This window comes from Pseudomonas sp. Bout1 (assembly GCF_034314165.1).
Taxonomy (GTDB): domain Bacteria; phylum Pseudomonadota; class Gammaproteobacteria; order Pseudomonadales; family Pseudomonadaceae; genus Aquipseudomonas.
Genome location: NZ_JAVIWK010000001.1, coordinates 614,913 through 630,319, shown reverse-complemented (window position 1 = coordinate 630,319; position 15,407 = coordinate 614,913). Strand labels below are relative to the sequence as shown.

16 protein-coding genes are annotated in these 15,407 nt (G+C 60.6%); 7 read left to right on the top strand and 9 right to left on the bottom strand.

Going from position 1 to position 15,407, the window contains the following annotated elements; all coding sequences use genetic code 11:
- Positions 1-74 precede the first annotated feature (74 nt).
- Positions 75-524, top strand: coding sequence for a hypothetical protein (locus tag RGV33_RS02805; protein ID WP_322143021.1), 450 nt, complete (start codon positions 75-77; stop codon positions 522-524).
- Between the two features lie 151 nt (positions 525-675).
- Positions 676-1,308 carry a TetR family transcriptional regulator gene (locus RGV33_RS02800; RefSeq protein ID WP_322143020.1) on the top strand — a complete coding sequence of 211 codons (633 nt, stop codon included), beginning with the start codon at positions 676-678 and terminating at the stop codon, positions 1,306-1,308.
- A 1-nt stretch (position 1,309) separates the two neighbouring features.
- Here RGV33_RS02800 and RGV33_RS02795 read toward each other — a convergent pair whose 3' ends face one another.
- Positions 1,310-1,798 carry a C40 family peptidase gene (locus tag RGV33_RS02795; protein WP_322143019.1) on the bottom strand — a complete coding sequence of 163 codons (489 nt, stop codon included), beginning with the start codon at positions 1,796-1,798 and terminating at the stop codon, positions 1,310-1,312.
- 338 nt (positions 1,799-2,136) lie between these two features.
- Between RGV33_RS02795 and ureE the strand changes: the two genes are divergently transcribed.
- The 5 genes from ureE to RGV33_RS02770 all read left to right on the top strand — a co-directional run bounded on the left by ureE (position 2,137) and on the right by RGV33_RS02770 (position 5,819).
- Complete coding sequence (gene ureE, locus RGV33_RS02790; protein WP_322143018.1) at positions 2,137-2,637, top strand: urease accessory protein UreE; 501 nt, start codon at positions 2,137-2,139, stop codon at positions 2,635-2,637.
- On the top strand, positions 2,634-3,308 hold the full coding sequence (locus RGV33_RS02785; RefSeq protein ID WP_322143017.1) for an urease accessory protein UreF: 675 nt from the start codon (positions 2,634-2,636) through the stop codon (positions 3,306-3,308). The genes ureE and RGV33_RS02785 overlap by 4 nt, the downstream gene beginning before the upstream one ends.
- A 9-nt stretch (positions 3,309-3,317) precedes the next feature.
- On the top strand, positions 3,318-3,932 hold the full coding sequence (gene ureG, locus RGV33_RS02780) for an urease accessory protein UreG (protein WP_322143016.1): 615 nt from the start codon (positions 3,318-3,320) through the stop codon (positions 3,930-3,932).
- Between the two features lie 24 nt (positions 3,933-3,956).
- On the top strand, positions 3,957-4,529 hold the full coding sequence (locus RGV33_RS02775) for a HupE/UreJ family protein (RefSeq protein WP_322143015.1): 573 nt from the start codon (positions 3,957-3,959) through the stop codon (positions 4,527-4,529).
- A 168-nt stretch (positions 4,530-4,697) separates the two neighbouring features.
- Positions 4,698-5,819 (top strand): AGE family epimerase/isomerase, encoded by a 1,122-nt coding sequence (locus RGV33_RS02770; protein ID WP_322143014.1) that lies wholly within the window; start codon positions 4,698-4,700, stop codon positions 5,817-5,819.
- Positions 5,820-5,920: 101 nt separating this feature from the next.
- Here the strand turns inward: RGV33_RS02770 and RGV33_RS02765 are convergent, their stop codons facing one another.
- From RGV33_RS02765 to RGV33_RS02730, 8 genes are all read right to left on the bottom strand, one after another.
- Positions 5,921-6,826, bottom strand: a complete 906-nt coding sequence (locus RGV33_RS02765; protein WP_322143013.1) for a cation diffusion facilitator family transporter — start codon at positions 6,824-6,826, stop codon at positions 5,921-5,923.
- Between the two features lie 223 nt (positions 6,827-7,049).
- Complete coding sequence (locus RGV33_RS02760; RefSeq protein WP_177083147.1) at positions 7,050-7,817, bottom strand: SDR family oxidoreductase; 768 nt, start codon at positions 7,815-7,817, stop codon at positions 7,050-7,052.
- 734 nt (positions 7,818-8,551) lie between these two features.
- Positions 8,552-9,268 carry an ABC transporter ATP-binding protein gene (locus RGV33_RS02755; RefSeq protein WP_010173912.1) on the bottom strand — a complete coding sequence of 239 codons (717 nt, stop codon included), beginning with the start codon at positions 9,266-9,268 and terminating at the stop codon, positions 8,552-8,554.
- Positions 9,265-10,140 (bottom strand): ABC transporter ATP-binding protein, encoded by an 876-nt coding sequence (locus RGV33_RS02750; protein ID WP_076018031.1) that lies wholly within the window; start codon positions 10,138-10,140, stop codon positions 9,265-9,267. Before RGV33_RS02750 ends, RGV33_RS02755 begins: the two co-directional genes overlap by 4 nt.
- Entirely contained in the window at positions 10,137-11,414 is a 1,278-nt protein-coding gene (gene livM, locus RGV33_RS02745; RefSeq protein WP_322143012.1) for a high-affinity branched-chain amino acid ABC transporter permease LivM, read from the bottom strand. Before livM ends, RGV33_RS02750 begins: the two co-directional genes overlap by 4 nt.
- Positions 11,415-11,416: 2 nt before the next feature.
- Complete coding sequence (locus tag RGV33_RS02740) at positions 11,417-12,331, bottom strand: ABC transporter permease subunit (protein ID WP_003217447.1); 915 nt, start codon at positions 12,329-12,331, stop codon at positions 11,417-11,419.
- A gap of 252 nt (positions 12,332-12,583) precedes the next feature.
- On the bottom strand, positions 12,584-13,720 hold the full coding sequence (locus RGV33_RS02735; protein ID WP_322143011.1) for a branched-chain amino acid ABC transporter substrate-binding protein: 1,137 nt from the start codon (positions 13,718-13,720) through the stop codon (positions 12,584-12,586).
- 387 nt (positions 13,721-14,107) lie between these two features.
- Entirely contained in the window at positions 14,108-15,391 is a 1,284-nt protein-coding gene (locus RGV33_RS02730) for an FAD-binding oxidoreductase (protein WP_322143010.1), read from the bottom strand.
- Between the last annotated feature and the right edge of the window lie 16 nt (positions 15,392-15,407).

Sequence of the window (15,407 nt, the reverse complement as noted above, 5' to 3'; positions counted from 1 at the left end):
AACTTTTATATCGACTTATCAAGAGTAGCATTAGCCCTGTACCCAATTTATCGCACTCCCTAGGAGCAACCCTCATGAAACGCCAATTACTCGCAAGCTTTGTACTCTCCGTCCTGGCCACCAGCGCATTTGCCCTGCCAGCTGCTGAACAGGCCACCCCGCAAGTGAAAGCCGATGCTTCCCACGCAAGCCAAACCCTGGCCCGCAGCGGTGCTTCGGACAAGAACAACACCGACTACAACGGCAGCATCACTGAAAACGGTTCGGACAACGCCAACAAACGCGCTTACACCGAAGGTGTTGTAGAAAACGGCCGTAACCGCCTGGAACAAAAAGGCCTGGTTGAAGGTGGCGCTGATCGCCTGATGGAACGCAACGCTGTTGCCGAAGGTGGCCGTGATCGCCTGGAACAGAAAGGTCTGGTTGAAGGCGGTGCTGAACAAGCCAACGAACGCGCTTATGCCGGTGCTGTCGCTGAAGGTGGTTCTGACCGTGTGAACGAACTGCATCAAGCCGCGAGCTAAGCCCGTGCTGGCCCTGGAAAAAAGCCCGATCACCCGATCGGGCTTTGACTTTGTGTGAACCGCAACGCCCTTCTCCCTTTTGAAGTTCGACGCTGGCAAAGCTGATTTGCTAGAGTGCGTCGCTGTCCTTATCCACAAAGCCCGCCTGCCAATGCTGCCCCGCGCCGAACAGAAGCAACAGACCCGACTCGCCCTGATGGACGCAGCCCGCCATCTGATGGAGTGTGGCCGTGGGTTCGGCAGCCTGAGCCTGCGTGAAGTGGCCAAGACCGCCGGCATCGTGCCCACCGGTTTCTACCGTCACTTTGCCGATATGGATCAGCTGGGCCTGGTTTTGGTCAGTGAAGTCGGCCAGACCTTTCGGGCAACGATTCGCCTGGTGCGCCACAATGAATTTGTGATGGGCGGCATCATTGACGCCTCGGTACGCATTTTCCTCGACGTGGTCGCCGCCAACCGCTCGCAATTCCTGTTTCTGGCCCGTGAGCAATACGGTGGCAGCCTGGCGGTTCGCCAAGCGATTGGCGCCCTGCGTGAAGACATCGCCAGCGACCTGGCCGCCGACCTGACCCTGATGCCCAAGCTCCAGCACCTGGATGCCGACGGCTTGCACGTGATGGCCGACCTGATCGTCAAGAGCGTGTTTGCCACCCTGCCCGACATCATCGACCCGCCCGCCGCAGCGTTGCCTGCGCACCTCACACCTCAAGCGAAAATCACCCAGCAACTGCGCTTTATCTTTATCGGCCTCAAGCACTGGCAAGGCCTGGGCAGCACCGAATAACTCAGCGCACGCTATGGAAACGCTTGGCGGTGGTGTAGTTGCGGTTCCAGTAGCTGTTCGCCAGTGAGTCGATGCGCACGTTTTTTCCGGTGCGCGGCGAGTGTATGAATTTGCCCTCACCGATATAGAGACCGACGTGGCTGACCTGGCCGCGCCCATTGCCCCTGAAAAACACCGCATCACCGGGCTGTAATGCCTCGCGCCGGACCGTGGCGGCTGTCGAGCGGTGCATCGCGCTCGTGGTACGGGGCAGATTAATGTTGGCTTCGGTCTTGAATAAGTACACCAGGAAGCTGCTGCAATCGAAGCCTTGGGCTACCGATGTCCCACCCATTCTGTAAGGCGTGCCCAACAGTGCGTGGGCGCGGTCGATCACGCTGTCGATCGACGATGAGGTGTGGAACGCGACCGGCGGCTGGAAATTGGCGGATGCGGATGAAATAGCCAGCGAAAGGCTGACAATCAATAAACAGAAAAATGACTTGTACATGCTCGAAACCGCTGAAGATTAATGACGGAGCGGAATCCTAATGAAACAGCGCGTAACCTGATGAGCGGCGAATCCTGTTACAGCGTGGGAAAAATCCGAAATAACTCGACCTCCCAAAAGATGAAAGAAATTTCATGCAGCACGCAGCGCAATTCAACGCCTGACGCTCGAAACCGGTGCTATAAATTCACTGGCGCACCAAAATGAAACATTTTGGAATAATTTCCTGCGCCATCAGGTGGCACATGCCGCCTGCCTACAGGGAAATCCTACTCCCCGCGTGGTTGGCAAGACCCTTGCTCTAGCTTGCTTATCGCTCATAGCTGGAAGCTTTCCTGATGCTGGTGATCCACCGCCGAATCGCCCCCGAACCCGTCTGGGCCGCCGAGTTGCTGCTCAATTTCGACGCGCGCAGCAAAAGCCGCCTGCGTTGTTTCAGTGCCGAGGGAGAAGACGTCGGCCTGTTTCTGGAACGCGGCCAGCCGCCGCTGCACGATGGTGAATGCCTACAGGCCGAAGACGGACGTGTCGTACGCGTGCGGGCGCGCCCTGAACAACTGCTGCACGTCACCTGCCCCAATGCCTTTGAGCTGACCCGCGCCGCCTATCACTTGGGCAACCGCCACGTGGCCTTGCAAGTGGGCGACGGTTGGTTGCGCTTGCTTGATGACTACGTGCTCAAGGCCATGCTTGATCAGTTGGGCGCGACCACTGAAACGATCGAAGCGCCGTTCCAGCCCGAACATGGCGCGTATGGCGGTGGGCATCATCACTCGCGCCACGGCGACGAAGACTTCAACTACCCGCCCAAGCTGCACCAGTTCGGCGTACGCCTGTGAACCCCGCCTGGGCGCTGTTGCGCCTGGCCAGCCCGCAGTTGCCGATTGGTGGCTACAGCTATTCCCAAGGCCTGGAAATGGCCGTGGAGCAAGCCCGCGTGAACGACCCGACAAGTGCCGGACGCTGGATCAGCGATCAACTGTTGCTCAACCTGGCGCGTTTCGAGGCGCCGCTGTTGCTCGCCCACTGCAAGGCCGCCGCTGAACAAGACTGGCCAAGCCTTGCGCAGTTGTGTGAAGAGCACCGCGCCAGCCGCGAAACCCGCGAGCTGTATCAGGAAAGCCGCCAGATGGGTTATTCCCTGCACCAACTGCTCAATGGTTTGCCAGAACTGGATGAGACCGCGCGGGCATTTCTGTCGACCCAACCTGAACCGCACCTGGCCCTGGGCTGGGCGCTGGCCGCCCGCGCCTGGCAGATCAGCCCCGACGACGCCCTGGCTGCCTGGCTATGGAGTTGGCTGGAAAACCAACTGGCGGTGCTGATGAAGACCCTGCCCCTGGGCCAGCAAGCCGCCCAACGCCTGACCAGTGAACTGCTGCCGCTGCTGCAAAAAGCCCAGCAGAGCGCCAGCCAACTCGGGCCCCATCACTGCGGCAGCGCCGCCTTTGGCCTGTCCCTGGCGTGCATGGCCCATGAGCGCCAGTACAGCCGCCTGTTCCGTTCCTAGGAGAAGCATATGAACACACAACCCCTGCGCGTCGGCATCGGTGGCCCAGTCGGCTCCGGCAAGACCGCCCTGACCCTCGCCCTGTGCCTGGCCCTGCGCGACCGCTACAACCTGGCGGTGGTCACCAACGATATCTACACCCGCGAAGATGCCGACTTTTTGGTGCGCAACCAGGCCCTGGCGCCCGAGCGCATCATCGGCGTGGAAACCGGCGGCTGCCCGCACACCGCGATTCGCGAAGACGCCTCGATCAACCTCGAAGCCGTGGACCAACTGAACCGGCGCTTTCCCGGCCTGGACCTGATCATCGTGGAGTCCGGCGGCGACAACCTCTCGGCGACCTTCAGCCCGGAGCTGTCAGACCTGACCATCTACGTGATCGATGTGTCGGCCGGCGACAAGCTGCCGCGCAAAGGTGGGCCAGGGATTTGCAAGTCCGACCTGCTGGTGATCAACAAGATCGACCTGGCGCCGCTGGTGGGCGCATCCCTGGAGCTGATGAACAGCGACACCCAGCGCATGCGCGGCGGCAAACCCTTCGTCTTCAGTAATCAGAAAACCGGCGTCGGCCTGGAAGAAATCGTCGCCTTCATCGAACGCCAGGGCTTGCTGACCGCAGCCTGATCAACCTCTACAAGGAGCCTGTCCATGCGCCTCAATACACTTCTCGCCGCCGCAGCATTGCTGCTCACCCCCGCCCTCGCCTTCGCCCACCCCGGCCATGGCGACAACGGCCTGGTGGCCGGCATCAGTCACCCGTTGGGCGGCATCGACCACTTGCTGGCGATGGTTGCCGTGGGCCTGTGGGCCGCACAACAAAAAGGCGCGGCGCGCTGGGCGCTGCCGTGCACGTTTGTCGGCACCCTGCTGATCGGCGGGATGCTGGGCTTTGAAGGGCTGGAATTGCCGGCGCTGGAAAGCGCGATTGCCGCGTCGGTGCTGGCGCTGGGCCTGGCGGTGGCGCTGGCGGTGCGCCCGCCGTTGTTCGTGGCGGTAGCGGCGACGGCGCTGTTTGCGCTGTTCCATGGCGTGGCGCATGGTTTGGAGCTGCCGGACATGTCCAACCCTTGGGCGTATGCCGCAGGGTTTGTGGGTGCGACGGCGGTCTTGCATGCGGCCGGTTATGCCGTGGTGCGCTTCCTGCCGGCGGCGGCTGCGCCGTTGGTGCGGGTTGCTGGCGCGGCCTCGGCGGCGACCGGAGTTTGGTTGCTCGCTGCCTGAGATTTGCGGCGTTTCCAATGGCCTCATCGCGGGCAAGCCCGGCTCCCACAGGAGTACTTGGTCAACTGTGGGAGCCCGGCTCGCCCGCGATGACGGACTCACAGCCACCACCTACCTCAAGCCTGATACCATGTCGCGCAAACACCCCTGCCGTGACGACGCCAGCCGATGCCCATCGCTCCAAGCTCTGCCCTCAAGCCCCAATTGACCGCCGTGTTGACGCACTTCAACGACCTGATCGTGCCACTCTGGCAAGGCCCGGGTTGGAATGCCGACCTGGCGCTGCCCTATGAGGCACTGGACGCAGACCACCGCCCATTGCCCCCGCAACGCTACCGCGCCATGGCCTGCGCACGGCAGTTGTACCTGTTCGCCAGCCTGATCGGCGAGCCCGGTGCCGCCTTTGCCGAAGAGCGCGCAGCCGCGCTGTTCCGCTCCCTGCAACGGCACTTCCACGACGCCGAGCACGGCGGCTGGTTCTACAGCATCGACGCCCACGGCAAGCCGCTGGATAAACGCAAAGACCTCTACACCCACGCCTTCATCATCTTCGCCTGCGCCCACTATTGGGCCAAAGTGCGCGAGCCGCTGGTGGAGTCGGTGCTCGATGCCGCCCTGGAAGTCGTCGCCGAACGCTTCGCCACCGGCGACGGCCTGTACGAAGCGGTGCTGGAGCGTAGCTGGTCATCCCTCAAGTCCGGCCCTTTGCAGAACCCGTTGATGCACCTGGCCGAGGGCTTCCTCGCCACGCTGGCCGTGCGTGAAGACGCCGTGACGCAAGACGCGCTGCTGGATTTGGCCAACGCCATGCAGAAGCGCTTCATCGACCGCCAGCACGGCGTCATGATGGAAAAGCCGCTGGGCGCTGTGGATAACTGGTTTGAGCCGGGGCACCAGTTCGAATGGTTCTTCCTGCTGGAATCTTCAGACTTGCTGCGCGGCACGCCGCTGCACACATCGCTGAACAAAGCGTTCACCTATGCCGAGCAACAGGGTGTGGATAACGTGACAGGGGCAGTCAGCGGCATGCTGGCCCTGGACGGCACCGTGCGCGATGGCACCCAACGTATCTGGGCCCAGGCCGAATACTTGCGGGCGCTGACCTTGCGGCCCGCCAGTGCAGCCGTGCTGCAACGCCAATTGCTGGCGCTGCAACAGCGCTTCCTGCATGACAAAGGCTGGAACGAATGCCTGGATGCCAAGGGGCAAGTGAGCCGTCGGGACATGCCGTCGACCACCCCTTACCACTTGGCCACGTGCTACCTGGGGTTAGTCGAGTATCTCGGCTGATTTTCAGGGCGCTATCGCCGGCAAGCCGGCTCCTACGGATGAATGGGTTCAAACATCAAATGTAGGAGCCGGCTTGCCGGCGATAGCTGTCTAATTGCCCCTCAAGCAATCCATTTACGATCCCCGGTAAAACTGATCGTCAGCCAGCGCGCCGCGTCCGGCCTGCCCAGCCCTGTGGATATCTCTTCGCGCAACCTGTCCAGGGTGGCGACGTTATCCACCGGGTAATCCACCGGCAGCACCACGTGAATCTCGATAAACCGCGCCCGACCGTGCTTCTGCACATAGGACACGTAGTCGTCAAAACCATGCCTGGCCTGGGCCGCGTCCATCACTTCGCGCACCTTGCCGTCCAGTTGGTCCGGCACAATCCCCAGCACGTCGCGTAGCGCCGGGCGCAGGATCTTGAAGGCCGGCGCCAGCATGCTCAACGCCAGCAAAATCAATATCAGCGGGTCGACGTACACCGCCCATTGCCCATAGCCCTGGGACTTGAGCAGCAAGGCGGCCAGGAAGCTCACCAGCAGCCCCACCGACAGCATCGCGTCCACCAGCCAACTGATGTTGTCGAACTGGATCAGCGACGATTTGAGCGTGCGATTGCGGTAACGCACATAGAAGAAGTAGGCGAACTCGACGACGGTAAACACCGCCGCATAGATGATCACCAGGCCCAACTCGATATCGCGCCCGCCGTTGATAATGCCGAACACACCGTTGAGAAACGCATAGATGGCGATCAACAGCAAAAAGCTGCCTTCGATCAGCAACACCATCGGCTCCAGGTGCCAGTAGCCGAACTGGAAACGCTCGTTGCTTTTCTTGGCGATCAGCTTGGCCGTGATCAGCATCAGCACCTTGATGGCGGTGGCGATCAGCGAGAAAAAGCCGTCGAATAAAATCGATTGGGCGCCCGACACCACACCCGTGACGATCCCGGCGATCGCTACCGCGAACATCAGAATCGTCGATTGTTTGAGCAGCGACTGCTCACCTCGGTTACTCACATATCCTCCTGTCAAAACCTTTGAACCGCACAGCGCGGCGGGGTTTTCAGGGGTGGAGTGTACCTTATGTCCTGTTTTGGCCGATTTGCCGCATATTTAAGGCTGACAAAAACCTGTGGCGAGGGAGCTTGCTCCCGCTGGGCTGCGAAGCCGCCCCAAAAAAGCCAGGGCCGCTTCGCGCCCCAGCGGGAGCAAGCTCCCTCGCCACAACAGCTCGACGAACTTAAGCCTTGGCGCCGCGCTCAATCGCAAACCCGGCCCAGGTCTGGCTCACTGGCATCAGCTCCAGGCGGTTGATGTTCACGTGGGCCGGTGTGTTGAGCACCCAGAAGATCGTGTCTGCGATGTCTTGCGGCTGGATCGGCTCGGCACCGGCATAAGTCGCGTCATAACGCGCCTGGTCACCGGCAAACCGTACCAGCGAGAACTCGCTTTCACACAGCCCCGGCTCGATGTTGGTCACCCGTACGCCAGTGCCCTGCAAATCACACCGCAGGTTCAGCGAGAACTGTTTGACGAAGGCCTTGGTGCCGCCATACACGTGGCTGCCCGGGTACGGGTAGCTGCCGGCGATGGAGCCGAGGTTGATGATGCCGGCACCACGGCCATGGGCGATCAGGCGCGGCAACAGCAGGCTGGTGGTGGTCAGCAGGCCCTTGATGTTGGTGTCGACCATGGTTTCCCAATCGTCGAGGCTGCACTTGGGCGCCGGGTCGGTGCCCACCGCCAGGCCGGCGTTGTTGATCAGCCCGCGCAGCGTGGCGAAGGACGGCGGCAAGTTGGCAATCGCCTCCTCCATGGCCTTGCGGTCACGCACGTCCACCACCAGGCCGTGCACTTCGGTCTGCTTGGAAAGCTCGGCGCACAGGGCGTTCAGACGCTCTGCGCGGCGGCCGGTGAGCACCAGTTTCCAGCCGGCTTCGGCAAAAAGCCGGGCACAGGCTTCGCCAAAACCCGAGGTCGCGCCAGTAATAAACAGCGTATTGGACATGGTGTTCTCCTTGCAGGGCTACGAGGTAAAAAATCAGCCAGCAGAATGCCCGGCTGCCGGGCTGGCGGCAACTGATACAGGCTGTGGACACAGGTGAACGCTGCTCATACTGTACGAAATTCAACCAATCACTCAAAGCCCATACCCACCGTGGCGTGCAGCGATGTGCGCGCACCTTATCCACAGCCCCGTCCACAGTCTTTGGGGGCAACTGCAAAAGCTGAGAGCCGCGGTATACAAGGCTTTCAGCGCGATTCAAAAAGTTTTTTGCTTGACCTTGGCCAAGCCGTATGTAGCCCGGTGCAAAACGGAGCAATCAGGACGATGGCTCCAGGCCAGTCATTCCGGCCTCTGCGGCACTCTTTCCAGAGTTTAGTCACAGACTTATCCACAGGCTGGCGTGACATATTCCAGTCATATACCTGTGTCTTTAAACAGGTTGACAAAACCCTCGGGCGGTCGCGAAAAAGTCACTGGTCAATAAACAACCACCGCGCTGCAAGCCACGAAAACAAAGGCCTCCAGCCAGCTACTCCCACGTTACCCACAGCCGGTTCCACAGCGGTTGGGGACAAGTCAAAACTGTGACAAAACAGGGATTTGCGGCGGCTATATGTCGCGCTTTGGCAGGTGCCTGGATTTGTTGTCCACAATTTCAGGAAAGCGTTGCGGGTAGCCCAAAAACAAATGTGGGAGCCGAAGCTCCCACACAGGTATTAGCGCTGAATCAGCAATCAATGCCCACCCAGATAAGCGTTACGCACCTCTTCATTCACCAGCAACTCCTTGCCGGTGCCTGTGAGGCGAATCTCGCCATTGACCATCACGTACGCCCGGTCAGACAAACGCAACGCGTGGTTGGCGTTCTGCTCCACCAGGAAGATGGTCATGCCGGTAGACGCCAGCTCCCGCAGCGTGGCGAAGATCTGCTTCACCACGATCGGCGCCAGCCCCAGGCTCGGCTCGTCCAGCAGCAACAGCTTGGGCCGGCTCATCAGCGCGCGGGCGATGGCGAGCATTTGCTGCTCGCCGCCCGACATGGTCATCGCCCGCTGGTTACGCCGCTCCTTGAGCCGCGGGAACAGCTCGAACATGCGCTGCATGTCCTCGGTGGCGAACTTGTCACCAATCGGGATGGTGCCCATCAGCAGGTTTTCCTCGACGGTCATGTCGGGGAACACCCGCCGGCCTTCCGGCGACTGTGCAATGCCGTTGGAGGCGATGTAGTGGGACGACTTGTGGGTAATGTCGACACCGCGGTAGATGATCTGCCCGGACTCGGCCCGTGGCTGGCCGAAGATCGACATCAGCAGCGTGGACTTACCCGCGCCGTTGGAGCCAATCAGGCTCACGGTTTCACCTTCGTTGATGTGCAACGAGACTTTCTTCAAGGCCTGGATCGGGCCGTAGAATACGTCCAGGTCTTTCAGTTCGAGGATTGGCTCACTCATACCAGCTCCTCTTCATCAGCGCCCAGGTAAGCCGCGATCACTTTAGGATCGTTGCGGATCGCTTCCGGGCCGCCTTCGGCAATCACGTTGCCGTGGTCCAGCACCACAATGTGGTCGGAAATACTCATCACCATGCCCATGTCGTGTTCGATCAGCACCACCGTCAGGTCGTGTTCGTCGCGCAGCAGGCGAATCATCGCGCTGAGGGCTTCGGTTTCCTGGGGGTTGAGGCCGGCAGCCGGCTCATCCAGGCAGATGATCTGCGGCCGAGTGCACATGGCGCGGGCGATTTCCAGGCGGCGTTGCTGGCCGTAGGACAGCTCGCCGGCCAGGCGGTTGGCGCAGTCCACCAGGTCCACCACTTCCAGCCAGTAGAACGCATGGTCGAGGGCATCGCTTTCAGCCTTGCGGTAGCCCTTGGTGTTGAGGATGCCCGCGAGCATGTTGCGGTTGACCCACATGTGCTGGGCCACCAGCAGGTTTTCCACCACCGACATTTCCTTGAACAGGCGAATGTTCTGGAACGTGCGCGCCAGGCCCGCACGGTTCACCAGGTGGGTGCCGCCGAACATTTTGTAGAACACCCGGCTGAAGAAACTTTTCGGTGAGACAAAGTCGGTGACCTTGAAGCGCTCGCCCAGCAGTTGGATCACGTTGGTCTGTTTGCCGCGCACATTGAGTTCGATCTTGCCGCCGGAGGCTTTGTAGAAACCGGTCAAGCAGTTGAACACTGTGGTCTTGCCGGCGCCGTTGGGGCCGATCAGGGCGAAGATCGAGTTGCGTTTGACCTGCAGGCTCACATCGCTCAAGGCCTTGATGCCACCGAAGTGCATCATCAGGTGTTCCACAGAGAGGACGACTTCCTTGCTCATGGCGCCACTCCTTTGCGTGGGACTACACCGGTACGGCTGATGCGAATCAGGCCTCGTGGTCGCCAGATCATCATCACCACCATCAACACGCCAAACAGCAACACACGGTATTCAGAGAAGCTGCGCAGCAACTCCGGCGCCACGGTCAGCACGAATGCGGCGATCACCACGCCGACGGTCGAACCCATGCCGCCCAACACCACGATGGCCAGGATCAGCGCCGACTCGAAGAAGGTAAACGACGACGGGTTGACGAAGCCTTGGTAGCTGGCAAAAAACACCCCGGCCAAACCGGCAGTCGAAGCGCCAATGGTGAACGCCGAGAGCTTCACCAGTACGTGGTTGAGGCCCATCGACCGGCAGGCGATTTCATCTTCGCGCAAGGCTTCCCAGGCGCGGCCCACCGGCATGCGGGTCAGGCGGTGCTTGATGTACAGCACCAGCAGCACCACCAGGAACAGCACGATATAGATAAACAGGAATTTGAAGTTGGGGTTGTAGTCGATGCCGAAGAACTCGTGGAACGGCACCCCGCCATCCTTCGCCTTGCGCACGAATTCCAGGCCGAAAAACGTTGGCGACGGCACCGGCATGCCATTTGGGCCACCAGTGAACGACAGCCAGTTGTTCAGCACCAGGCGGATGATTTCACCGAAGCCCAGGGTCACGATCGCCAGGTAATCACCGTGCATTCGCAGCACCGGGAACCCGAGTATGCACCCCGCCAACGCCGCGCAAATGGCCGCCAGTGGCAGCACTGACCAGAAGCCCAAACCCAGGTACTGATAACCCAGCGCCAGGCCATAGGCACCGATGGCGTAGAACGCCACGTAACCCAGGTCGAGCAGCCCGGCCAGGCCCACCACGATGTTCAGGCCCAGGCCCAACAACACGTAGATCAGGCCGAGGATCACCACGGTCAGCAGGTATTTGTTGGCGAAGAACGGGAACACGATGGCAATCACGATCAACGCCGGGATGATCCAGCGCAGGCGCGACTTGTAGTCTGGCTTGAGTACATGCACACCGGAGCCGGTGCTTTCAAACCCCTGCAGAATCCGCAGGCCCTTGGGGGTTTGCAGGAACAGGCTCATGGCAAACCGGCCGACCATCACAATGGCCACCAGGATGCCGACACGCGCCGGTTGCAGGTTGAAGCTGTAGCCGTCGAGGACCACGCCGACGATCGGACCGAACACGATCAGCGAAATCAGCCCGGCGAGTACCGCATCGACGATACTTTTCTTGATATCGATAGAGTAGGCAGCAGACATAGTTATACCTTCGCCACGAGTGGGCGACCGAGCAGGCCCTGGGGACGGAAAATCAGGATCACCACCAGCAGGGAGAAACTGAACACGTCTTTGTAGTCAGAGTTGATCAACCCCGAGAACAGCGACTCGGAAATACCCAGGATGATCCCGCCCAGCATGGCCCCAGGCAGGGAACCGATGCCGCCGAGTACCGCAGCGGTAAATGCCTTGATGCCGATGATGAAGCCGGCATAGAAGTCGAACGTGCCGTAGTTCAAGGTGATCAGCACACCGGCCAGCGCGGCCATGGCGGCACCAATCACGAATACGTAGGAGATGACCCGGTCGGTGTTGATACCGAGGATCGACGCCATCTTGCGGTCTTGCTGGGTAGCGCGGCACATGCGGCCGAGCTTGGTGTATTTGATGATATAGGTCAGCAGGCCCATGCCGACGAACGCGGCCACCAGGATGAACACCTTGGTGTAGGTCAACTGCACGAAGCCGGTGCCGATGTCGACTCTCCAGGCGCCGGCCAGCAGCGTCGGGATGCCTTGTTGCTTGGCGCCCTGGGCGATCTGCGCGTAGTTCTGCAGGATCAGCGAGATACCGATGGCGCTGATCAGCGGTGCCAGTCGGGTGGAGTTGCGCAACGGTTTGTAGGCGACACGCTCGATGACCCAGCCGTAAACGCCTGTGACAACGACGGTAAAGATCAGGGTGCCAAGAATGAGCAGCGGGAAGGATTCGATGCCGAAGTAAGCCAGCAGTGCCAGACTGATCGCCGCGAGGTAAGCGGAAATCATATAAACCTCGCCGTGGGCGAAGTTGATCATGCCAATGATGCCATAGACCATTGTGTAGCCGATGGCGATCAGGCCATAGACCGACCCGAGGGTCAGCCCATTGACCAGTTGCTGCAGGAAAATACCATCCATAACGCAATCTCACGCAGTGAGAGCCTGCACACCTGTGGGTGTGCGGATCTTCTAGGAGGAAAAGACAGACACAAAAGGGGCTGGCAACCAAGTCCCCGTGTGGAAGCTGGCTTGTGTGGGAGCCGGGCTTGCCCGCGATGCAGACACCTCGAAATGTCAGTCAAACCGAGGTGACGCTATCGCAGGCAAGCCAGCTCCCACAAAAGCCCGGCTCCCACAGGGTCAAGTGGCGTCTAACCGATCGCGCTCACGTTACTTCTGCTTTTCCAGCTGGTGATATTTGCCGTCCTTGTCCCACTGGTAAACCACGTAGTCGGAGATTTTCAGGTCACCCTTGGTGTCCCAGTTCTTCTCGCCCATGACGGTTTTGACCGGGTGGGCTTTCAGCCATTTGGCTGCGTCTTCGCCCTTGTCGGACTTGGCGCCGTTGAAGCCAGCCGCCAGGGCCTGGACCGACGCGTAGGCGTACAGGGTGTAGCCTTCAGGCTCGGTGCCATTTTTGCGGAACTCTTCCACGACGGTCTTGCTGTCTGGCAGCAGGCGCGGGTCGGCGCCGAAGGTCATGTACACGCCGTCCACGTACTGCGCACCACCTGCGGTAGCAACCAATTCGTCGGTGACCACGCCATCATCGGACATGAACTTGACGTCTTTGAGGCCCGCCTCACGAATCTGGCGAACCAGTGGACCAGCTTCCGGGTGCAGGCCGCCGAAGTACACGACGTCAGCCCCGGTGGAGCGGATCTTGGTGACCAGCGCGCTGAAGTCTTTCTCGCCACGGGTCAGGCCTTCTTCCAGCACCGGCTTCACGCCGCGCTTGGTCAACTGCGCCGCGGTGGCGTCAGCCAGGCCTTTGCCGTAAGTGTCCTTGTCATTGATAACTGCGACTTTCTTGCCCTTGAGCACGTCGACGATGTAGTCGCCGGCCACGATGCCTTGCTGGTCGTCACGACCACACATGCGGAACACCGCCGACAGGCCGCGCTCGGTGACCTGCGGGTTGGTGGAGCCCGGGGTGATCATGATCACGCCCGCATCGGCATACACCTCGGAGGCTGGAATGGTGTTCGACGAGCAGAAGTGCCCGACCACGCCAATCACTTTGTCCTGGTCAACCAGGCGGTTGGCCACGGCCACGGCCTGCTTGGGTTCGCAGGCGTCGTCGCCGGCCACCAGCTTGATCTGCTCGCCGTTGATGCCGCCGGCCTTGTTGATGACGTCGGCCGCCGCCTGGGCACCTTTCATGTACTGCTCACCAAATGCCGCGTTGGCGCCGGTCATCGGCCCCGCTACGCCAATCTTCACATCAGCTTGAGCAAACGCAGAAACACCCAGCGCCGCAGCAACGGCGAGGGCTAGAAAACCTTTCTTGTAAAACGTCTGGGACATGAGTGGTGCTCCGAGGTTTTTGTTGAATTGGCATTCTTTTGATAACAGCCGGCTTCACTTCAAAAGCTTTCGGAAAGCCCAGAGCAAGCGGCGTGCCATCACGTTTTTATTATTCAAAAAGACACGGTGTCATTGTTATTACAGGTTTTTGGGCGCCTTTTGATTGGACGTGCAACCGTCTAACTCAACCGGGTGCAACCATTGGATCCATAAAGTGCAACCCGACGGATCAAGCACTGCAACCCGGCCATTAAACGGCCACCCTTGAACCTGTAACAGCGTGCGTAACGGAAGTGCACATTTACAGTGCGTTACTGCTACGACTCGCACCAATACAGATTAGTAGCCGGCTAAGAAAATGCAGGCTTCTGAGCGGTATTTCGTTGATCAGATCACGATCCGCAGGCATTGCCCCGCGTGATACAGCGAGAATCCCGCCTCGTATAAACAGCTGCGCAGGCCCACCCCGGCCAACGGCTGCATCGGCGCGAACGGAATCGGCAACGCCTGGGGATCCTGGTGACACAGGTAGTCTGCAAAGGCTTTGCCCACGACGCTGCCGGTGGTCACGCCACGCCCGTTGTACCCGGTGACCGCCACCAGCCCGGGCGCCGGCTCGAACAGGCGCATCAGGTGGTCGGGGGTGAAGGCGATGCAGCCGGTCCAGGTGCATTCCCACTGCACCGGCTTGAGGTACGGGAAGTAGTGTTGCTGCACCCGATCGGCCCAGGCTTTGAGAAACCAGGCAGGTTTCTGGTTGCCGTTACCCAGACTGCCGAGCAATAGCCGGCCTTCGGCATCGCGGCGGATGCTGCTGAGTACCTGGCGCGTGTCCCAGGAGCCTTGGCCGCCGGGAAGGATGTGTTGCGCGGCTTCGTCCGTCAGTGGGGCCGACGCCACCTGATAGTAATAGCCGGGGAAAAAGTTGCGGCGCAGTTCGGTCCAGTCACCTTCGGTGTAGGCGTTGGAGGCGATCACCACGTGTTCGGCCTGCACCGAGCCTTGGGCAGTCTGCACAGACCAGTGCTGGCCCTGGCGCTCCAGTTGAGTGACCGGGGAATGATCGAACAACTGCCCGCCGAGCCCCGCGGCGGCATTCGCCAAACCGCTGGTGTAAGCCATCGGGTTCAAGGTGCCGGCACGCCGGTCCAGCAAGGCGGCGGCAATCTTCCTGGTGCCCGTCGCCTGTTCGCACGCAGCGCCGGTCAACAGTTCCACCGGCGCGCCGCGCCGCTTCCACTGTTCTTCACGGCTGCGCAAATCGGCCTCGCCACGGGCGTTGTGCGCCATGTGCAAGGTGCCCTCGCGGCGCAATTGGCAGTCGATGTTGTATTTGTCGATCAGGCTGAACACCAGAGACGGTGCCGCGCCAAGCATACGGTTGAGCTGGCTGCCCACTTCAGTACCAAAACCGGCCTCGATCTCGTCCGGCGGGATCCACATCCCGGCGTTGACCAGGCCCACGTTGCGCCCCGAACCACCCTGGCCGGTGCGATGGGCTTCGAGTACGGCAACGCTTTTACCCTGTTCCAGCAAGTGAATGGCCGCCGACAAACCGGTGATACCGGCGCCGATCACGCACACATCCACATTGACCTCGCCCTTGAGCGCGGCTCGATCCGGCCGGCCAGGGGTGAGTTGTTCCCACAAACACGCTTCGCGCAATGCCATTGCCAGACTCCGATGA